19 protein-coding genes and 1 pseudogene are annotated in these 21,242 nt (G+C 48.3%); 9 read left to right on the top strand and 11 right to left on the bottom strand.

Translation table 11 applies throughout. The features are described 5' to 3' along the window. Positions 1-211: 211 nt before the first annotated feature. From ACZ5ZS_RS04810 to ACZ5ZS_RS04835, 6 genes are all read right to left on the bottom strand, one after another. Positions 212-2,962, bottom strand: coding sequence for a hypothetical protein (locus tag ACZ5ZS_RS04810; protein ID WP_188596520.1), 2,751 nt, complete (start codon positions 2,960-2,962; stop codon positions 212-214). Beyond that, positions 2,952-3,404 carry a hypothetical protein gene (locus tag ACZ5ZS_RS04815; protein WP_188596521.1) on the bottom strand — a complete coding sequence of 151 codons (453 nt, stop codon included), beginning with the start codon at positions 3,402-3,404 and terminating at the stop codon, positions 2,952-2,954. Before ACZ5ZS_RS04815 ends, ACZ5ZS_RS04810 begins: the two co-directional genes overlap by 11 nt. A gap of 241 nt (positions 3,405-3,645) precedes the next feature. Continuing rightward, the gene (locus ACZ5ZS_RS04820) at positions 3,646-5,688 is read right to left on the bottom strand and encodes a helicase HerA domain-containing protein (protein ID WP_188596522.1); all 2,043 of its coding nucleotides are present in this window, start codon (positions 5,686-5,688) and stop codon (positions 3,646-3,648) included. A gap of 7 nt (positions 5,689-5,695) precedes the next feature. After that, complete coding sequence (locus tag ACZ5ZS_RS04825; protein WP_188596523.1) at positions 5,696-6,205, bottom strand: hypothetical protein; 510 nt, start codon at positions 6,203-6,205, stop codon at positions 5,696-5,698. Continuing rightward, positions 6,202-6,474 (bottom strand): hypothetical protein, encoded by a 273-nt coding sequence (locus tag ACZ5ZS_RS04830; protein WP_188596524.1) that lies wholly within the window; start codon positions 6,472-6,474, stop codon positions 6,202-6,204. The genes ACZ5ZS_RS04825 and ACZ5ZS_RS04830 overlap by 4 nt, the downstream gene beginning before the upstream one ends. Then, positions 6,471-7,241 (bottom strand): ParA family protein, encoded by a 771-nt coding sequence (locus tag ACZ5ZS_RS04835; protein WP_188596525.1) that lies wholly within the window; start codon positions 7,239-7,241, stop codon positions 6,471-6,473. The genes ACZ5ZS_RS04830 and ACZ5ZS_RS04835 overlap by 4 nt, the downstream gene beginning before the upstream one ends. Before the next feature lie 128 nt (positions 7,242-7,369). Between ACZ5ZS_RS04835 and ACZ5ZS_RS04840 the strand changes: the two genes are divergently transcribed. Both ACZ5ZS_RS04840 and ACZ5ZS_RS04845 read left to right on the top strand, forming a co-directional pair. Continuing rightward, complete coding sequence (locus ACZ5ZS_RS04840) at positions 7,370-7,645, top strand: DNA-directed RNA polymerase subunit H (RefSeq protein ID WP_188596526.1); 276 nt, start codon at positions 7,370-7,372, stop codon at positions 7,643-7,645. Positions 7,646-7,650: 5 nt separating this feature from the next. Then, complete coding sequence (locus ACZ5ZS_RS04845; protein WP_188596527.1) at positions 7,651-11,049, top strand: DNA-directed RNA polymerase subunit B; 3,399 nt, start codon at positions 7,651-7,653, stop codon at positions 11,047-11,049. Between the two features lie 35 nt (positions 11,050-11,084). Here ACZ5ZS_RS04845 and ACZ5ZS_RS04850 read toward each other — a convergent pair whose 3' ends face one another. Continuing rightward, on the bottom strand, positions 11,085-11,627 hold the full coding sequence (locus ACZ5ZS_RS04850) for an MGMT family protein (RefSeq protein WP_229657704.1): 543 nt from the start codon (positions 11,625-11,627) through the stop codon (positions 11,085-11,087). Between the two features lie 55 nt (positions 11,628-11,682). Here ACZ5ZS_RS04850 and ACZ5ZS_RS04855 point away from each other — a divergent pair, with 55 nt between their 5' ends. Beyond that, a complete protein-coding gene (locus tag ACZ5ZS_RS04855; RefSeq protein ID WP_075060066.1) occupies positions 11,683-11,973 on the top strand; it encodes a MoaD/ThiS family protein in 291 nt (96 codons plus the stop codon). Positions 11,974-11,975: 2 nt separating this feature from the next. Beyond that, entirely contained in the window at positions 11,976-12,422 is a 447-nt protein-coding gene (locus ACZ5ZS_RS04860) for a hypothetical protein (RefSeq protein ID WP_188596528.1), read from the top strand. A gap of 235 nt (positions 12,423-12,657) precedes the next feature. On the opposite strand, the pseudogene ACZ5ZS_RS04865 reads toward ACZ5ZS_RS04860, so the two are convergent. Then, a pseudogene (locus ACZ5ZS_RS04865) lies at positions 12,658-12,964 on the bottom strand (zinc ribbon domain-containing protein); the annotation flags it as partial. A gap of 45 nt (positions 12,965-13,009) precedes the next feature. On the opposite strand from ACZ5ZS_RS04865, the gene ACZ5ZS_RS04870 reads away from it, so the two are divergent. The 4 genes from ACZ5ZS_RS04870 (at position 13,010) to ACZ5ZS_RS04885 (ending at position 17,985) form a co-directional block, all read left to right on the top strand. Then, entirely contained in the window at positions 13,010-14,296 is a 1,287-nt protein-coding gene (locus ACZ5ZS_RS04870) for an MFS transporter (protein WP_188596529.1), read from the top strand. A 629-nt stretch (positions 14,297-14,925) separates the two neighbouring features. After that, positions 14,926-15,123 carry an eL34 family ribosomal protein gene (locus ACZ5ZS_RS04875; protein ID WP_188596530.1) on the top strand — a complete coding sequence of 66 codons (198 nt, stop codon included), beginning with the start codon at positions 14,926-14,928 and terminating at the stop codon, positions 15,121-15,123. Between the two features lie 5 nt (positions 15,124-15,128). Beyond that, complete coding sequence (gene cmk, locus ACZ5ZS_RS04880; protein WP_188596531.1) at positions 15,129-15,713, top strand: (d)CMP kinase; 585 nt, start codon at positions 15,129-15,131, stop codon at positions 15,711-15,713. 31 nt (positions 15,714-15,744) lie between these two features. After that, the gene (locus ACZ5ZS_RS04885; RefSeq protein ID WP_188596532.1) at positions 15,745-17,985 is read left to right on the top strand and encodes a DEAD/DEAH box helicase; all 2,241 of its coding nucleotides are present in this window, start codon (positions 15,745-15,747) and stop codon (positions 17,983-17,985) included. Positions 17,986-18,098: 113 nt separating this feature from the next. Here the strand turns inward: ACZ5ZS_RS04885 and ACZ5ZS_RS04890 are convergent, their stop codons facing one another. The 3 genes from ACZ5ZS_RS04890 to ACZ5ZS_RS04900 form a co-directional block, all read right to left on the bottom strand. Beyond that, positions 18,099-18,512, bottom strand: coding sequence for a Trm112 family protein (locus tag ACZ5ZS_RS04890; protein ID WP_188596533.1), 414 nt, complete (start codon positions 18,510-18,512; stop codon positions 18,099-18,101). Between the two features lie 171 nt (positions 18,513-18,683). After that, positions 18,684-19,277 (bottom strand): ATP-binding cassette domain-containing protein, encoded by a 594-nt coding sequence (locus tag ACZ5ZS_RS04895; protein ID WP_188596534.1) that lies wholly within the window; start codon positions 19,275-19,277, stop codon positions 18,684-18,686. After that, the gene (locus ACZ5ZS_RS04900; protein WP_229657745.1) at positions 19,268-20,032 is read right to left on the bottom strand and encodes an ABC transporter permease; all 765 of its coding nucleotides are present in this window, start codon (positions 20,030-20,032) and stop codon (positions 19,268-19,270) included. Before ACZ5ZS_RS04900 ends, ACZ5ZS_RS04895 begins: the two co-directional genes overlap by 10 nt. A 93-nt stretch (positions 20,033-20,125) precedes the next feature. Here ACZ5ZS_RS04900 and ACZ5ZS_RS04905 point away from each other — a divergent pair, with 93 nt between their 5' ends. After that, positions 20,126-21,163, top strand: coding sequence for an extracellular solute-binding protein (locus tag ACZ5ZS_RS04905; protein ID WP_188596536.1), 1,038 nt, complete (start codon positions 20,126-20,128; stop codon positions 21,161-21,163). The last annotated feature ends 79 nt before the right edge of the window (positions 21,164-21,242 follow it).

Genomic DNA, 21,242 nt, shown 5'->3' on the forward strand with positions numbered 1-21,242 from the left:
CCTCATTTAAACATTTCATTCACGACCAGGCAAGCCGCTGAAACCGTTAAATAATTATTGAAGAAAGTGTTTCTTGACCTCCTTCCCATCCTAAAGGCGATCGTCTCTTTTTTTATCATGAATTTGGCCACCCATTGATCAGGGCACAGCCACGCCTGGATAGGCCTTGGAGGACATAATTCACCCCTTTAAAACGGGAATCCCATTTAATTCATTTTACGGGCTTCGTTTTTCTGGGCCTCAATGATTTCATCAATTGATCAACCCTCCTCAACTCGGATATCAACTCCACCGCCTTATCTGCATCTATTACGGGCCCGGTTCTCAGTTCCATTATGAACTGGTGAACTGTGGATCCGGGGAGTCCCATATCGTTAAGCGCGTTAACCAAGTATGATCTATATGATTCCAGGAAATCTATTGCCGGCTTCACGTATAATGAAGAGAAGCGAGCATCGCTTAACAGATCATCCTCCATGGTTCGCGATCGGCGACGGAATATCCTGGCTGCTTCTCGTCCCATCATTACGTAATCACGGACCGCGCCGTCGTGGGCCAATTTCTCGTGGTTTTCACCATATTTTCCACTCCTCGATACCTTAATTGAGAGAGGCCCCAGGCTCAACATTACTGCGGACAACGGAGTTACCTTGAGCCTAACCGACATCTGAAGAACGGTGCTTGTTCTTTGCCTATGAATGGTCAAATAATCACTCACCATCTCGCGCAGTACTGGATCCCTTGGGGATTTAGCCGGAGCCCTACCGGAGTATAGATCCCCCAACCAATTATACCTACGGGCTAAGTCCTCCTTAATTCTATTTATCCTAGCCGCATCAATAGTCCCATTAACTACTATGCCGGCCCTTCGAAGCTTTTCCATGGCCCTTGCGTTGCCTGACTTGGCAAACGAGGCCGAGCGGAGTAGGTCTATGTCTCGCTCGTGTAATTCGCTTATCCTCAATGCGATCGAGTATTGAATGAATCTGGCGAGTAATTTATCGCTCCTCAACACGGCTATAGATGATTGAGTTAAATACTTGTAGGAATATATGTTACCAGTGAATCTAACGCGTATGTCGCTGGGGCTCCTCTTCCTAACGGCCCATGCAATATACCTAGCCGTGGTATCGCTTATCGTTCTTGCCTCAGCCTTTGGCGGTCGCTTAACCCGGCCCGTCAAGCCATCATGAATTAAAGTCAGCGTAGTGGCATCTACTATTCGACGCCTCAGCAAGTATTGCGGCACGTATCGATGCAGCTCGCCCCTCCTGGCCCTCGACATGAGCAGCGATGATTTTCTGGTTCCAGGTACTGTGGGATTCCTGCCTATTATTTTCCTGGTTATCCTTCTAGTTATTGATGTGGAGCCATACGATGGCTTGAACAGGAATATAACCGATAACTCGTAGACTAGACCATTTATTAACGCATACATCAATGAATTGAATCCGGTGGGCAATCCCAGGACGAATGCCAATGCATTGGCCACGCCAAAGATCGTTGCCGACAGGACTATTATCCTGACCACGAATATGCCGAATATGTTGGGCAACGCCTTTACCTCGTTTATCGCACCTGTCAAATAATCATTGTTAACTGCATCATAGTAGCTCATCAGTTCATTCGTATATGCAATGCCTACTAGCTTGGGTCCAATGCCCCAATCGCCCCAGCCCCTAAGGTCAGTTCCATATATCACTGCGATGATAGAGTACGTGAGGTCCTTGTTTCCATTGTTGAAGCACGTTATGGTAGCCACGCGTTGAATTAAGTCACTAGGCGGAGCTGGAGGCGGAGCTTCATCAATTGAATTCACCCCCAATTGATGCGCTATGCGATCGTATAATCCGGTTAATTCCGTTATATACAGGCCTAGATCGGCTTCATTGTAGATGGCCTTGGTTAAAGCGGTATAATTGCATCCTTCTATCGATATGTTTCTTGAGTAAGTCCATAATGTGTTCTTCATGGTTTCGTTGGGGGTTAGCCTTTCCGTCCATTTCAATACAGCATACCCATCACCGTTTTGGATATAGTAATGCGAAGGGGCTGATGAGTTGAGCCACATCCACGCACCAACTGCATAACTTTCATTTCTTATAACATGGAATGGAGGAGAGCCCAGCCCAATCTCGTATGCTCCATTGGATTGATTTATTATGGGAGAGGTCCTTATATTCAACCATAGATAATACGTGGCATTTATCACCAAATTTCCGCCTGGTATGGGAGAGATGGAGGTGGGGGTGACCAATGCAAATCCTTGCCTACCCGCGTATCCCGTGACTAACCAACCAGCGTACCCCGTCGTGTATAGGAGATCCATGGATGATGAAGGCAGTTGAGGGGGGAAACGAATTGAGGGGGGCTTGAGGCCGTAAACGGAGGCGGCCGCTGTGCCCGCCACGAATCCCATAACTACGGCAATGATCAATAATGAGAGCCCAAATGACTTGGTTTTTCCCATAATTATCAGAGGAAGCGATAATGCTATGATGGACTGACCGCAGTAAACCGATATTCTGGCCACCTCTACCACTGTATTAAATATGGCAAGCATTACCTGGCTTAAATGCATTGATGTATATACAATAAATGATAGTGGATCCAAGAATTTGCCCAATGCCTCCAATCCATAGTAATACTGTTGGGATGGAACGTTAACTCCGGCAAGCACCACCATGGCTATTATGTTTCTGGCGGTCAGCACCATCGATAACGTCAACCCGGCCGCGATAGATGATCTGTACATGGCTAGCCAAGAATCCCGAATTCCAGATAGTTCAAATATGGATCCAGCGCCTATTGGGGGTTCGTTCATCAAAAGAGGCAGCGATAAGAAGAATATGCATGAAGCCACTACGAGCAGCGCCTCCTGTAGTCTAATTCTATGCCTCCAAAGCCCAATCACTATTACCGAAGTGGCCTCCAGCGTCAAAGCTAATTCATCAAGTTGCATGGCTTGCTAATTGAATGAAAGGAGATATCAGCAATTTTCTAATCATTAATAGGGACTCAGCGCCTGGATTCACGTTGGCTCCCAATCCGTTTGCGACATAAAACATTACATACATCAATACATAGAAGGTGGCTATTCCAATGAATATCCACTTAAAATTGTTTATTGCCTCGTAAAGACCGCTCATCCTGCCCCACGATGTCATGCTTAACTTAGACTCGAAGATCTTATATATGCCAGCCAATATCAACATCCACATGCTGAGTCCTCCTATAATTGAAATTACATTAAATGCATCGCTTAGAAACGGCGTTATCAAATTGTTCTCTATGGATTGAGGGTTTATTCCAGTCGAGTTCCCGGTATAGTTTCCACTGGCGTGAACCAGGAGGGCCGCCGATAAAGCCATCACTAGGATGGCGGCAGCGATTCTCCATATCATTGGATTAAGGCGGAACAGCGGTATTAACCCTTTCGTGGAACGGGAACCATTGATGGGCCCGGGCCAATAGATCGCTGCGAATGTCATCTCCCATAATGAATTACAAGAAGGGACCAGAAGCAATTAACCTTCCCTTCGAGTGAGGGACTGACCTAATTAGGGAGGCCATACATGAAGGCTTGGCTATTAAACGAAATGATAGATGAGCATTGCTTGAAAGCATGAGGTCTATTTAGTTCTATTAATTTTTCTCTAGCTCTATCATTACGTGATCCTTTAACGGACCTCTGATCAGCATTGCCCTGGCTGCTCCGCCCAATGCTTGGGGAGGTAGGGCCTGCGTTAACCAACGAATGTCCTCCTCACTTAGATTGTAAATGGATGCGATGGAGGCAACATAGGGATCGGGGCCGGCTAGCAATATATTGAATGGAATGTTCTGCACCGCCTCAGGCGATAAATCTCCCAGTTCCTGTGTTATAAGGAAAATACCTAGGCCGAATTTCCTGGTCCCCCTCACGTAAAGCTCTATCAACCTATTGGATAGTACGTAATACGCCTCATCTATCACCAATAATCTCCTTCCCCCTACGTTCCTGCTCAATATATATCCATATATATGATCTATCCACTGCAGCATCAAGAACCTAGTTACGTCGGGGCTAGCCGCCACTCCCTTGAACGTTATTGAGGTTGGCGACGATATTAAATCGTCCAGCCTCATTGATTCGGATCCCTCTATTGCCTCGCCTATGCGTTCATACACATTAACCAGCCTAGCATCTTGAGACACAGCCATTAATCTCTTAATTCCATCCTTGTTATCCTTGATCTCGCCTCCGGCATATGCAAGCTCCAAATCCTCTATTATCTCATCAATAGCATTGACTTGGAAGGAGAGGGAAATGCCCTCGGCTATCCTGCTGATCCTCTCGGTCCTGGTAATGCCGCCCAAATCGAACATGTTTATCATCTGCTTGGTGACATCTATCTCCCTAATACCCCTCACGCTGGCATATTCGCCGTGGGGATCTACCACTATGGGCATTATGTTTCTCGACATAAGTCTCGCGAGGAGGGTCTTCATGGTCCACGTCTTCCCCATTCCAGTGGGTCCCACTATGAGCCCATGCATGTTGGGCAATAAATCCATGTTCACGTTAATCGGATTGCCCTGCCTATCCCTGCCTATACGTATTGAACTACCACTCGACTCCTCGGCTGCCCTAAATGGTAAGTATATCATGAGGTCCCTGCTCAAGCCATCACTCATGAACTCGGCCGGCCTAGCGAATAGGTAAGGAGCAGGCAAGCGATGAGTGTACCCGGGGCCTATCGGTAATGCGGAGAGGACAAGCAGTCTTATAGGTAACTCGCCTGAATTAATTCTATTTATCACATTTCTCCACTTGATAGCATCGAAGTAATACTTTCCCATCTCCTTAACCACATTTCCCTCATTTGCCTTATGGTACATTTTCCTAGCCTTGCCCTGAAGATCTGGGTTCCCTTGGAATATGACGCAATACGAATTGATTCCATTATGAGCCAATGAGAGCGCCCGCAGTGAGTCGTCGTCTATATCCTTGAATGCATTGTCATTAGATCTCATCACATAATTGAAGGGGAGATCGGAGGATACCCACTTACCTCTATAGATGCCGTAAATGAAGAATGACGCTACTGAGGCAATCATCAGTAATCCAGGTATGCCGTAAACGATGAAGTACATAAACGATACTATGATCAATGGAGAGTGCTTCACAGTTAACTTAATGCCTCTAATTCCATAAAATTCCCTCAAATCCGCATTATTCAATCTCTTCCTGATAACGAAGTACTCCCCCAATATCCTCTCAATCGATAAGAACCTGGCCCGCGCAATTGCCATATCATCGACGGCAATCTTCAATCCTATGCGGGCCATAATTTTGCTCCCCATAACAATGAACGAAACTAAGACATCGTCATCCAATTGCAGCCTCTGAACGAATTCCGTAACTAACGCAGCATAGCCTTTTCCGCTCATTCTACTTGAATTAAACAATGGCTCCAGAGAATAGAACACATTTATCACGCCGCTGCCCACGTCATATACATAATCATTCTTTATGGTGGCTAACGGCATCGCCTTTCCATCAAAGAGACCAAGCAACAGAGGCACTGAGTAACCTCCTGTTACTGCCAATAGAGGCAGAATTGCTAATATCATTGGCTTATATAGCAGGGCAACCACATGTACTGCGATCATGGATGCGAGTATTAGATTCAGTCTATTATCCATAGGTCAACTACTTAAATAAATCGTCCGGTAGATCATCTATTGTGGTCAATTGGGGAAGATCATCTTTTTCGCTCTTGGCATTGACGCGCTTCCTTCTGGGCAACTTAATTACGACCAGTTTTTCACTCTTTCCACCGCTGCCCAATGCCTCATCTATATCCCGTTCCTTGGCTCCTAAGCCCAAATACGCTTGTCTCACCTCGTTTGAATCGTACTTACCATTGCCCAGATAATCCATCAGGGCGACTTCATCCCTTCTCCATAGAAAAAAGGCGACTATCGCTGCATTCCCCTTGCCTAGCAGCACATTCACATCGCCTGCATCATAGCCATTCAAGACATCATGCAGCATTTTAAGGCACTGCTCACGCAGCTTACCGCATTTCTTAGCCATATTCTTCTCGTAATTCACTCGGAAGGCCGCGACCTTCCTTACCTTATCAATGCGCTTCATCGATATGCCGCCCAAGTCATGCCTCATCCTTTCATTAAGCTCGTTTAACTTCCGCTCATTCACTGAGAACACCTAATTGATAGCCAAACCTGCAGGAAACTCGCCAGCTCCGGGTCAATTTGCCTCACCTCCCCCACTATATCATCTGCCGTTATCTTTGAGAGTATCTTCTTCGTCAATTCATCATCTCCCAGCAGCTCTATTAGATCCCTTGTCAACCTCATGGCTCTCCTGACCTTACTATCCTGACCCTTTTCCTTAATGGATTCCTTCACGTCATCGCCTAATACCTCGCCCAATCTATTCAATCTCTCCTGCTTATTGGAGATCATAATCTCACCCCCATCAACTGCTCTGCCTGCTTTGATATCTGCTTGGCGACGCCGGTGATGGCTGGCGTGAAACCACCAGTCTTGTAGTGAATTGCCAAGACGCCGTTATTTGTATAATACCTGGCATAATGGTCAAATGGTATCCTCATCGTCTCTCCATTGTTAACGTACTTCCTGGAATAGTCAGCCAATGGATCGTTATCCACCGCTACCATATTGACGATAGTATTTATCACGCCATATCCATCGTAAAAACCCATCACTTCCTTGTACAACTTGGTCAGGGAGTCTATCGACGATTCGCTGGGCTCCATTATTAGATTAACTATGTCGGAAAAAGCTATCAAGGCATGATGTATAGACTTATCCATGTTTGCCGGGAAGTCGACCAGAACAAGCTTTACTCCATTTCTTGAAAGGTCAATTATCAATCTCTCGAATCTGGCCGCCACGGCATACCTATTGGTGCTGAAAAGGAGGAAATATCTATAGTCAAGATCACCCGGCGGAATTATTGAGACGTTCTTATGCTCCTTCGATTCATATATCTTAAGCTTGGCGCCAGTTGCCAAGTAGTTCAGGATGCCGTCGTCATTATCGTCTATTCCATGCAGCTTGCTCGCAGTGCTATTCCCGTCGAAGCCCAAGTCCACCAATGCCACCGGGGCGTCTATTATTGCAGCCACGTTAGCCGCTATGGTGCTCTTGCCGACCCCGCCCTTGGAACCGCTGGTGAAGGCAAGAACCTTGGCACTTGGCCTTATCATATCGATCATCAATTTCAACGCATATTAATAGTTGATGCATGATGGGAATCAATGATACGTCAAGCCGCAGAAAATTGTGTGCCGTCTGGAAAAGATTTATTAACGGTATTCTATCGTAATGGAGTGTAATGTCGTCCCATCGTTCAAGGAGGAAAAAAGATGAATTGATTGCTCAGCGAGCCTTGGATCACGAATTAGTGCCCAAGGCAGAGCTCGTTCCCATGGATGAAGCTAAGGCCATCCTGAAGAAGCTAAATGTTGCACCTTGGCAGTTGCCATGGATAAGGGCACAAGATCCCTTGATAAAGGCCCTGGGGGCCAAGCCGGGAAGCGTTGTGAGAATATACAGGAAATCCCCCACTGCTGGAGAGATAATATTCTATAGGATAGTAGTATCGGGTTGATCCGCATGAAGAAGGGACCGCTAATACTTCCATACTTGACCAAGGCCAATGATGGGGGGGTTTTTCCATCTACCAACGATAGATGGACCATAGTGGAGTCCTATATAAGGGAGAATGGATTGGTCAGACATCAAATAGATTCCTTCAATGATTTCTTGGACAATAAGCTGCAAAAAATGGTTAAGGAGATGGGGAGCGCGGAACTGAACGTCAAGGGCATCTCCCTCATAGTAGATAAAGTGGAGATAGGCAAGCCCAGGATTAAGGAGTCAGACGGAATAGAAAGCATTATCTATCCCATGGAGGCAAGGATGAGAAATACAACATACGCCGCTCCAATGTATATGCGAATGACCTTGGTGGTGAACGGCGAGGAGTATCCAAGCGAGAGGGTATACATAGGCGACATGCCCATTATGGTGAAATCCAGGTATTGCAACCTAATGGGATTGAAACAGAATGACCTACCCAAGAAGCTGGAGGACCCAGATGATCCTGGAGGCTACTTCATAATAAACGGAAGCGAGAGAGTCGTGGTGGCGCAGGAGGACCTATCCCTCAATAAGCCCATCTATGAAATAGATCAAAGAGGCGGCACACGAGTATACATGGCCACCATAGTATCCATAGGGCCCGGCTATAGGACTAAGGCTACAGTGGAATTACATAGGGACGGCGTTATATACGTTCAATCGGTTGGATTATCCATAAAATTGCCATTCCCAATAGTAATGAAGGCGCTTGGCATGGAGACTGACCAAGACATAGTTATGGCAATAAGCGATGATCCCGATATACAGAACGAATTGATGGCATCCCTCGAGAAATCAAGCCAAGTCGCAGCCACAATAGACGATGCAAGGGATTACATAGGGGGCAAGATAGCCATAGGCCAATTGAGGGAAATAAGAATTGAAAGGGCATTGTCGACCCTAGACAAGTATTTCCTGCCCCACCTAGGCACCGCCCCAGATCCCGAGATCAGGATGAAGAAGGCACTCCTACTGGGACAGGCAATAAAGGGAGTGGTTGAGCTTTACCTGGGCAGGAGGAAGCCGGACGATAAGGATCACATGGCCAACAAGAGGATAAGGCTGGTCGGCGACCTAATGTCGCAATTATTCAAGACCGTGTTCAACCAATTCATGCAAGACCTGAGAAGCCAATTGGAGAAGTACTACGCTAGAGGCAAGATACCTAACTTGGCCACAATAGTAAGAGCCGACATAATGACGGAGAGGATAAGGCATGCCCTATCCACGGGTAACTGGGTCGGAAATAGAACCGGGGTGACGCAGATGCTGGACAGAACCAATTATTTATCTACCATAAGTCATCTTCGCAGAGTTTTATCATCGCTGGGAAGAGGACAGCCCCACTTCGAGGCCAGGGATCTTCATCCGACCCAATGGGGCAGGCTATGCGCCGTGGAGACGCCCGAGGGCGCCAACTGTGGATTGGTGAAGAACATGGCGCTCCTCGCATCGGTGACCGTTGGAATAGATGAAAAGGACGTCGAGGATATGCTCTACGAAATGGGCGTCGTGGATATAATGACGGCAAGAAGAAACGGCATAAAGGGCAGCGAGGTTTTACTCAACGGTAGATTGATAGGGATTCATGAGGACCCACGGCAATTGGTATCAAGGTTAAGGGAAATGCGGCGAAGAAATGAAATAAGCAAGGAGATAAACGTGGCCTACATAGATGAATTGAAGGAGGTCAGGGTGAATTGCGATTCGGGCAGGTTAAGGCGTCCACTCCTCGTGATAGAGGGAGGCAAGTTCAAGCTGAAGCCGGAGCACATTGATAACCTGAGAAAAGGAACGTGGACGTGGAATGATTTAGAGAAGAACGGCATAATAGAGTACCTGGATGCGGACGAGGAGGAGAATGCATTAATAACAATAGGGCCCGAAGACGATCTAAGCAAGTTCACCCACATGGAGATATACCCATCCGTTATGTTGGGGGCAATCGCATCCATTATACCGTTCTCAGAGCACAACCAATCGCCTAGGAACATATATGAGGCCGCAATGGCAAAGCAATCTCTCGGCATGCCTGCCTCAAACTTTAGATATAGAATGGATTCTAGGGGTCATCTACTTCTATATCCAGAACGACCGCTGGTAACCACAAGGGGAGCAGAGCTGGTGGGCTACAGCAAAAGGCCCTCCGGCCAGAACGCGGTGGTCGCGCTGATATCCTACACTGGATATAACATGGAGGATGCAGTGATAATAAATAAGGCGTCGGTGGAGAGGGGAATGTTCAGAAGCATATTTTACAGAACATATGAGACGGAGGAGATAAGGTACTCCGGCGGAGAGACGGATAAAATAGAAATACCATCCCAAAGCACGAGGGGGTATAAGGGCGCGGACGTATACTCACACTTGGATGAGGACGGCATCATAATACCTGAGGTGCTGGTATCGAGTAATGAAGTGTTGATAGGGAAGACCAGCCCGCCGAGGTTCTACGGAGCCTTTGCCGAGGAGACCCTTAAGAAGGAGAGAAGGGATTCCTCAATAACGGTGAGGAGGGGAGAGAGAGGCATAGTGGATAGGATACTCATAACTGAGAATAGCGAGGGCTATAAATTGATAAAGGTAAAGGTGAGGGAGATACGCAAGCCGGAGCTAGGCGATAAATTTGCCAGCAGGCACGGCCAGAAGGGAGTGGTCGGCATGGTATTGCCCATGGAGGATATGCCATTCACGGAAAGCGGAATAGTGCCGGATATAATAATTAATCCGCACGGAATGCCAAGTAGAATGACTATTGCACAGTTAATGGAAGCGATAGCGGGCAAGATATCATCGATGACCGGTCAATTAGTGGATGCCACTCCATTCGAGGGAGTGGACGAGAAGACGCTGCGCGATGCATTGATAAGACTTGGCTTCAGGTGGTCCGGCAAGGAGGTAATGTATAGCGGCATAACCGGGGAGAAGCTGGTGGCCGATATATTCGTTGGAGTCATTTACTACCAGAAGCTGCACCACATGGTTGCTGATAAGATACATACGAGGTCGACAGGCCCCGTCCAAATATTGACCAGGCAACCCACCGAGGGAAGGTCAAGGGAGGGAGGATTGAGGCTCGGCGAAATGGAGAGAGACGTGCTGATCGCCCACGGCGCATCCGCTCTGCTTCACGAGAGGCTGGTGGAGTCAAGCGATAAGTACACAATGTATGTATGCGAGGATTGCGGAATGATAGCTTGGTATGATTACCACAAGGGCCGTCCCGTGTGCCCAATACACGGCAATAAGAGCAATATATCGAAGATAGTGGTGCCGTACGCGTTTAAGTTGATGCTGCAGGAATTGATAAGCCTAGGCATATACCCCAAGCTGGAGCTATCCGATTTCATAGAGGAGCACAAGCCAGAGTAACCCCGCTCAATTCGGCTAATGCCGATGGTTTTATATCAACTCTTAGTCTTCATTTGATTGACATAAACATTATATAATTCATAGAACATTCTCTCATGTTCTCTATAATCAATGAAGAATCTCTTGGGCACCTTACCGTTAATGAATATAATGCCCTCCATCTCCAATAGCTTTCTCTTCACGTCAACGGCATTCTTTATCGCCGGATTACGTATTGAGTACCCTCCTATGTTCCCATCTGATTGAATCACTCTATGACATGGCACCAACACTGGAATTGGGTTCTTCGAGAGGAGCAATCCCACCAATCTAGGACTTATGCCCAGGAGCTTGCCCATGGCTGCATATGATGTTACCTTTCCCCTAGGAATGGCAAGTAGCGCTATCATCAATAATCCCAGCATGTTTGCGGGTATCTCTATCATGTTTAACACCTCCACAACGCTAGGCTGCTCGAACTTATGCCTGGAGACCTCCCTAACCAACCTGGCGCTGACTATCTTGCCATTGCCATTCCTGCAAAGCTGCAGCGAGTGGCCAAGTCCATCTAGGGCCTCGTTAATGCATCGCTTTACCACAGTTGACCAATTAATAGTGACTGATTTATAAATCATTTTGCCTGACACCAAAAACATGGAGTGTAGGATTAGAATTAAATTGAGATTCGCCGGCGTGCTAAAAATATTTGCTGGCGACAACGAAATCGACGTTGAGATACCGTGCGGTTCATCCATTAAGGACTTAATAGCAAGGCTGGGTTCAAGCAATCCAAAACTATTCTCTAGGTTAATGGATGGAAAGGAATTAATGCCAGACATATACATAGCCATAAACGACGTGGATGTCAGATTATTGAAGGGCTTGGCAACGCCTCTCAAGGATGGAGATACTGTATTGTTTCTATCATACATACACGGTGGTTAACAATGATGGTAAATACCGATATAGGTCCACTTGACTTCCAAATAATTACAATAGTTCTTGACGGCAATGCCACAAATGACGATGTAAAGCGGATAATGGGATCCGTGAAGGCCGACGTATTCGTGGTAATAAATGCATCGGCTGCACCGATGGATCTAGACATGCTTTATTATCTATACTTCGCGCTTAGATCCCACATAAATGGAAACGCATTTGCCAAGGACCCAAACATGGAGGCCCTGGCGCTGAGCCAATGCACGCTCCAGATAAACGAGGCCGTAGAGAGAGCCTCTCCGCTTGGCCATAGCGTCATAACCATAGCCGCGCTGTCCAGGAAACGCGTAGAGATTCGCTTAGACGGGGATGAATTGATTGGCTCTGCCACCCGGCTGAGAAGCAATGATTGCTCACGGCAAACCATTCTACTTAAATTGATGGATAAATATTGATGAGAAAATACATGTACTTAATACGGGGAATTATTCTACATTATGAAGAGGAAAATTATACATGCAAGTTCAGCGAATCATGATTGGAGATTCCCGGTTTGGGGAGGAAGACCATACTTCAGGGATGGGAGGGACTGCGGGAGCCCCGTTCCAGTTTTAAACGTAATGTGTGGCTTTGATATTTCAGCATTGGATGGCTTTGCATGCTAATGCAATGCTGAATCAGAATTGTGAACTACCCCGCCCTTACGGGCGGGGCATCCCCGCCTCCGCGGTGGGGATTTCCTGCTTCCTCCAGGGAACTTGCTATGCACTCCCTCGGAGAAGGGAATGTATAGCAGAGGCCCCCCGTCCACAGGCTCTAAGGGGCAGTCCCAACCCGCGCCGAGAACATTCAGGGAAGCGTCATAACCACGATCAACCGTCCAGCCACACCTAGGGCACGAAAAATACGGTCGGCTAAAGATAGATCTTCCCTCACATACCCACACCTAGCAAGGCTTGAAAGCATTTCTAGGATCTACCTTCACTACTCCCACCCCCTAACCCCCAAATAATTAAAATAGGGCTTCTCTGATCAAAATGGTATGGGAGTTAGGCTGGAAACTAGGCAGTACTTGGTCCCGGTGATCTCAACGATGCTAATATGGGGATTGGAGTATTATGACATTATAATATATTCATCCCTTGCATATATAATTCAACCGCTCTTTTTCTCCAGCTCCCCATTAGTTGGATTGTTAGAGGTATGGGGTGCCTTTGCTTTATCTTACTTGGTGAGACCCCTTGGCGCTGTAATATTCGGTCACTTGGGCGACACGCGGGGACGTAGGTACACCACGATATTGGATGCAGGATTGATAGGCTTAGCCGCCGTGGTGATAGGGCTTCTACCACCGTATTCAGCGATAGGCTTAGCCGCGCCCCTTGCGTTTTACTCAATGAGGATATTACAGGGATTATCGCTGGGAGGAGAGGCCGGCGGGGGAGCGACTTGGGCCATGGAGGTTGCCCCGGTCCGTCTCAAGCCAATTTTGAATGGAGTAATGTATAGCGGTCTCTCCTGGGCGGTGTTTCTCTCCTCATTCATGGTGTTAACGATCAAGGGAGCATTACCTCCATCTGCCTTTAATGCATGGGGATGGAGGGTAATATATGCCTTCGGCGCCGTACCAGCATTGATAGCCTTGATAATTAGGTTGAGCGGTGTTGAGTCGCCGGAATGGGTCGAGGCCAAGCGAGCCGGTAAATTGCCGAGGCTACCCCTGGCCTCAGTGGTAAGAAGACATTGGAGGGCTCTGTTGATAGTTATACTGATAAATCTCGGATTAACTATGTACTATTACGGCGGCACTGGATTCTGGAGCTATGCCATACCGAAGCTTATTGCCCCACATGTTGGGGTAACTCCATCGAAAGCGCTCGACTTCGCCTTGACCTTAAGCATGTATGGAGGACTTGGAGCCGTAACAGGGGAGGTATTGAGTGGATTCCTGTTGAATAAGATCGGCATTCGACCTCTTTTCATAGCCTCCGCAATCGCATTGATGGTGATTTCCCCGCTGGGGGTTAATTTATCGTTCAGTTTCAATCCGCTGGCTCCCCTGATATCATTGATAATGGGCATATTATTCGGCTTGGCTGCCGCGCCCCAAACGCTTTACTTCACATCCCTCTTCCCTGTGGAGGCCAGATGGAGCGGGGTGTCCTTTGGATGGAACATAAATGCAGCCATTGGACCATTATCCACTCTTCTAGTGCTCCTATTAATGCAGGGAGCCCCAAGCGCCGCCGCATTTGCCAGCTCGGCCGTCATGATAATAAGCGCAGCATTGGTGGTGGCGGGAGCAATTCCATCATTGAAACGCGGTTAATGACCATTAACCCTCCGTAAATCCAACAATTCTGTTTCTCCCCGCCCCTCCTCCAAGCGATAAAGGATGAGCCTTAATGACTTACTGACCTCAGAATGCGAGACCTCATTTAAGAGGAGACCGTAGCTATTGACCTCCTCCCCGCCCTTTAGGGGGGTTCCCCGGGGTCTGGGGGTTACGCCCCTTTAGGGCTACTTGGCCCCCTCCCCTACTGGCATTGCTGGGGTAGTCGGCCCCAGCCCCCCATCCTCAGAGAGTCGACCAGCAAGAAACAAAAAACCCCGACAAAACATGACTTGAAAACACACCCCAGCCCCAGAGAGGCGAGGTTTGCCCCATCTTTCATCAGCGCATCTTTATAAAATACGCATAGCATTGTCTGGACCGTGATGAGTCAGAGTTACTCGTATCGATGAAGAGAAAAAGGCCCTGTGGGGGGCCGCTGAGCCTTAACTCATTAAATCGATCCAAGGCTAAGCGAATCAATCCAAATGAGGCCTCGATTTAAACCCGATTCGGCCTTGGACCTAGAAGGCATGCGATAAAAAGACAATCGCGCTTTAGGGTGGGAGGGGATCGGTTGCGGCTTTTAGTCAAATTTTTAAATGGTGAACATTATGACCTTTTTTATGGCTAGGAAGATAATTTCGGTGAGGAAGACCCCAAGCGGAGAAGTAAGGAGAAGTAAAATAAAGACCGGCGGGGGCGTCGCCAAGTGTGCCGTGTGCGGTAAGCCAATCAAGAAATCCAGCAGACCCTTTGGGGGTTATATTTGCGGTAATTGCCTCAACACCGCGCTGAAACTCAGCGTTCTCGTCTCCCAGTGATTTAGATGGGGGTCATCGCCATAAGCGGCGAGGCCGCTAGCGGGAAAACCACGATAGCGAGGCTGCTGGCATGGAAGCTCGGTTATAGGGCTGTGTCCATAGGTGAATTATTCAGAAAGGTAGCTCAGGAGAGGGGGGTATCCTTGATAGAATTGCATAGATTGGCGGAGACGGATCATTCAATAGATAGAATGGTTGATTCATATGCGTTGGAGGAAGCTAAGGCTGGCAACGTGGTGGTAGAGGGCCATTTAGCGGCATGGATATTGAAGGATATCGCCGACATTAAGGTTTATCTAAAGGCGAATGAGGACATTAGGGCAGCTAGGTTGGCCAACAGAGATGGGAGGAATATCAGCGATGCAATGAGCGAAATAAGGGCGAGAGAGGGTTCCAATAGGAAGAGGTACAAGGACATCTACGGCTTCGACGTGAGGGACCTATCGATTTTTGACCTAGTTATAGACACCACGCGGATAGACCCACCCAACGTGCTGGGCGTAATACTGGAGTATGTGAAGCAATTGATTCCCTCTCCCGCCCTAAGCGAGGATTATTCTTCCGGCTTTAAACGGGAGAGGACCCGATAGAGTCTTAAACCCACCGAAGTCCTACATGACAATGCTCATAGCCGATTTATCGTTGCCGGACGTGCTTAAGACATTCATAGAGGAAAAGCGCAATGCCAAGTTCCTCTACCCACCCCAGGAAGAAGCTGTGAGGAGAGGCATATTGAACGGGGAGAGCGTGGTGATGGTAACATCAACTGCCAGTGGAAAGACTTTCCTAGCGGAGGTGGCCGCCATCAGCAATGTATTGATCAATGATAGGAAGACCATTGTAACCGTGCCTCTAAAGGCGCTGGCGTATGAGAAATTAATGGATTTCAAGGCATATGAGGAACTGGGGATAAGGATAACCGCATCCACCGGGGAATACGACAGCGATGATAGGTGGCTGGAATCATTCGATGTGATAATAACCACATACGAGAAGCTGGACAGCATACTCAGGCATAAGCCGGCTTGGCTCGGCGATGTCGGCCAATTGATAATAGATGAGCTGCATTACTTGGGTGATCCCGAGAGAGGACCCATAATAGAGTCCATCATATCCAAGATAAAGCTGCTGGGATTGACCCCCCAGATAATAGGGCTGAGCGCGACTATAGGGAACGCCGAGGAATTAGCAGGCTGGCTCGGCGCGAAGCTCGTCAAAACCAATTGGAGACCAATACCGCTGCGGGAAGGCGTTTACCTAAGGCCATTTCTATCGTTTAACGATGGAACCAAGATAAGGGTGAGGGAGGTGGGTGACCCCGTCACATCCCTAGCCATGGATTCACTGAACGGCGGAGGGCAGGCCATAGTGTTCACGTCGTCCAGATCCAGCGCGGTCAAGGTGGCCAAGCAATTGGCCAAGGCTATATGCGATTCTCAATCCAGGTTGATAGATGTTGAGGCCGCTTCGCGCACGGCCGAGGAGGTGAGGAGGGCGTCTAGCTCCAAGTTGCTTGGGGATGAGCTATCTCAGCTAATACGGTGCGGCGCATCGTTTCATCATGCTGGGCTGGAGCTAGAGGTGAGGAGGCTTATAGAGGAGGCATTTAGGCAGAGGATAATAAGGGCATTGGCATCAACTACGACGCTGGCGGCCGGAGTTAACCTGCCGGCCAGGCGGGTTATAATAGGGGATTACAGGAGGTATGAGGCTGGGGAGGGGATGGTCGATATACCAGTTATGGAATACAAGCAAATGGCTGGGCGAGCCGGCAGGCCCGGCCTTGATCCTTATGGGGAGGCCGTATTGATAGCGTCAAATGATAGGGAGGCAAGGAGGTTATTCGATCTTTACGTGAATGCGGAACCGGAGAACGTGGTTTCCAGGTTCTTCGTTGAGGAGAATCTGGCCTTTAATCTTCTCTCCATAATAGCTAGCGGTTATGCCAGTAACATGAACGAAATAAACGACTTCCTATCCAATACACTAGCTTATTCCCAGTATAGGATAGCGAGCAACGTGATTCAACGGAATGCCTTGATGCGGAGGGTTGATGACATGTTGAAATTCCTCATTGAGTCCGGCTTCATTGAGGAGAGCAATGGGGAATTCGCCGCAACACCGCTTGGCCTGGCCGTTAATAAGACGTACATAGATCCATATACTGCCAATGATTACGTGAGGGGGTTAAGGGAATTAAATGGCAAGGCAAATAACTTGAATCTGCTTTTTCTGGCGGTGAAGTCAAGGAAGATACCGAAGCTCAGGGTTAAGAGGGGGGAGGAGGATAAGTGGAGCGATGCATTGGTTCGCAATTGGTCTAGGTTACCGTTAATGCCGCCAACCTTGCCTGATTATGACGATGATGAGTTGAATCCATTTATGGAGGAATTGAAGACAGCAACCATGATGCTGGACTGGATAAATGAGGTTGATGAAGATGCACTGCTAAAGCAGTACGATGCCCAGCCGGGGGATCTTCGCATGTACATAGATCAATTGGATTGGCTGCTGGGCGCCATGTCTGAGCTGGCCCGCATCCTAAAGCTGAGGGAATTGGCTGGAAGGATAGGAATGCTCAGGCTTCGCGTGAAGTACGGAATAAAGGCCGATGCATTGGAGCTTGCGCTGAATTTGGAGGGGATAGGGAGGACTAGGGCCAGGGAGTTGTATAGGGCCGGCTTTAAGTCTATAGAGGATATAGCCAACTCCACGCCTGCCAAACTGCAACAAGCAAGGGGGATAGGGCCTACCTTAGCCAACTCCCTCATAGAACAAGCCAAGAAACTCATGGAGACCGGCAGGATAACTAGGGTACCCCGAGACGAGGAGCCCAGCGGCGATTTATCCGATTACCTATAAGCAACTAAATATGCGCAAACTCATTCTGGCCATCCATTGCAACAACGGCGAGCGGTGAAGCATTGATCCACGGCATGCATTACCTTCCATCCAACACCGTTACGTGGATCCCCTCACTGTTTCAGGTTTATTGGGTTTCCATTATTTATTATCTCATCCGCTAGCTTTGGATCCACCTTGGTTAATCTATCCTTAATCTTCGCGAGGAATTCCTTGTCCTCATTTAAGTTCCTCAACTCGTCCGGCAGAAGTATGGGTATGTCCTCCTTTATCGGGTACCACCTGTGGCATTTATCGCAGTACAAGATTCCCTCCTCTATCTCGTGTCTATAACATTCAGCGCACGGCGCCTTGCTTGGATCGTCCATATCCTTTATGTTCATCCCCTTAAATGCACAGTAAAGCTCACAAAACGGTACCTTGCCCGTGTAGTTCCTATCCTTGGTGTGCTCCCCGAGCACCACTAGCCTTAGCGGGAATGTCTTATCGTAGGGACAAGCAAGCACGTCCATAAGCCTATACTTCATGACAGGGCCTAAGCGAACCAACTATATAAGCATTAATTCCCTCGACTGCTCTGTAAAATTAAGGCAATGGGAATCCCCCCTATTTGGACGTGAATTTAACCGGGGGCGGCTGCTTTACGTGACATTAAATGCAACTCCTATTGTCAATTACATCTGGGATGGCGGAAAACCCTATGGAGCGCGTTGGCTCAACTTACCGGCATCCATGTGAAACACAGATTCGAATAATTCACCATAACCGCCTTGGGCAGCATATATCATGTCTATCCCAACCTCCTTGCATGTAGCTGCGACTGGACCCAGCACGTTCATCGGAGACGATATGTTGGCAGCAGCCTCATCAAGCAATAATGCCCTGGGCCTGGATGACAAAGCCGTCAATATGGCAACCACCTCCCTCTGTCCCATGCTTAACCTGCCCACTTTCTCTTGCATCGGTATTGAATATTCCCGCAGTAAATCCTTGGCATAATCCAGCTCCAACCTGCTGGCAATGCCCAAATGCTTCTCGACCCTCAGATACGGGATATAGGTGGTGGGGGATACATAGGCGGCTCGCCTCGCCCAGGGAGGCCGTCGAGTCACGTCCACTCCATCCATTAACACCCAACCGGAGTCCGGCTTCTCCAGTCCTGCTATTATTCTGAGCAGGGTTGTTTTTCCACTTCCATTTCTTCCAAGCAAGGCAACCACGCCCTTCATTGATGCCGATGCGGATAGCTTGAAATCTCCATACGTCTTCTTCACGTTTATAGTCACCACCATAGCCGTCTCCCCCATCCCAATAACCTGGAGACCAACTCAACGGCAAGGCCCACCAACACCAACGCTGCCGACTCGGAGACCGCAGCGCCGACGCCGCTATACGAGTAGGAGTTGTAGATCATGACCGATGCAGGCATTGCGCGGATGGGGCCAGTCAACACGTAATAAGCAACAATGGCTACAGAGCCGAATTCGCTCATTGCCCTTGACGTAGCCACCAATACGGAGCTGGCAATGCCTTTAATTGACTGGGGCAGCACAACCTTAATGAACGTGGAGACCTCGTCCATCCCGATTGTGTGCGCGTACTCCTCCTGCTCCCTCGGCATTGACTCGAAGAAATTCCTGGCCGACCTATAATATATGGGGGATGAGACTGCCATTAAGGCTAGCGATAAGCCGGAGAAGGTATCGAATACCTTAAATCCAAGGTCGGCCAACGCAGCGCCGATCGGGGTGGTCGGAGATAAGGCCAATACTATTGCAATGCCTATCACTGGGTGAGGTATCGACGCTGGCAGATCCGCAATCGAGTCCGCAACGCTGGCTGAGTGGCGTGAGAAGAAGTAAGCCGCGGGCGTCAAGAGTGCGGCATCCATTGCCGCAGCAAGCAACGATGATACCAGAGTCAGCTCTATTGATTCCGCCAATCCATTTAATCCAACTCCACGAACTAGAAGGGGAGCGCCATACACAATGACCACTAATACGGGCAGCGACATCAAGATAATGCCGATCAATGCGGCTATCCTCATCACACCGCAATAGATGCCGTTTTCCCTTTTAATCAATGCCGCCCAGCCGCTTCCCGTTATGCTTAATATAGCGCATCGGGAATGCCTCCTCTCATGAGGAAGACTTTAACGGCTATCATAATAGCAACGTTAATCGCGGTCCTCGTCATAGTGATCATGCACGACATTAAAGGAGGCTCCACATATCAATTTCCACGAAATGAATTATTCATAGATATAGCGGACGCATACTCCGGGGAGGGAAACGCCCTAGGCGCTATCCTGCAACATGCCCTCCATGTACAGTACAAAGTATACTCGGAAGGATCATTTGAGCTGGCAAGGGAGATAGCCATGGAGTCAGTTCCGTCAACTATCTTCATATCGGTGGCACAAGAGGCTTATTACCCAGCGTATATGGACAATTACGCGCCGGACTGGGCAATAGCCTTTGCATCCGATGAATTGGTTCTGGCCTACTCCAATGCATCCCTCAACAATCCTATGGCTCTGGCTATAATAGACATGCTAAATCAAGGCTTCGCCGAGAACAACACCCACTTGATATATCTGGCCTTCATGAACCTCACCTCGGGCCGCGTGCTTGTTGGAATATCAAATCCTCTCACGGATCCCGCTGGGTACCGCGCGTTCCTATCGCTTGAAATAGCTGGATACCTGTATGCAGGGAATAAATCCATGTTCTTCTTGAATAGATTGCTCACCAACTCGGGCAATAGGAGTGCAACCAATGCGGCTGAGCTAATAGCACCGCTTGAGGCGGGGCAGTTACAATTCCTTTTCATCTATAAATCGGCAGCAATAAGCCATCACTTGAAGTACATAGAATTGCCACCCCAGTTAAGCCTGGGAGACCCCCAGCTTTCTTCCTTTTACTCCAAGTTTCACTATACCGCTGCAGCGGGCAAGACATTCACCGGAGAACCAATCTACCTCTTCATATCGATTCCAGCCAACTCAAATAACTCCACCCTAGCCCAATTGGCGGTGGAGCTCTTGTTAAGAAACGATTCGTTCCTGGCGAATTATGGATTAACGCCATTAAAGCCGGCGCTGCTCTTCACGTGGGGCCAGACTCCACAATTCGTAAATGAATTGCTAAATGATAGAGTGATATCTCTTCCTTCCTGAGATCGGCATTGGCCTGATAAAGGGATAGCTCCCGTAAAGGGAGGTGATCCTCTAGACCTCGGCGAAACTACCGCCCATC

This window comes from Thermocladium modestius (assembly GCF_055398215.1).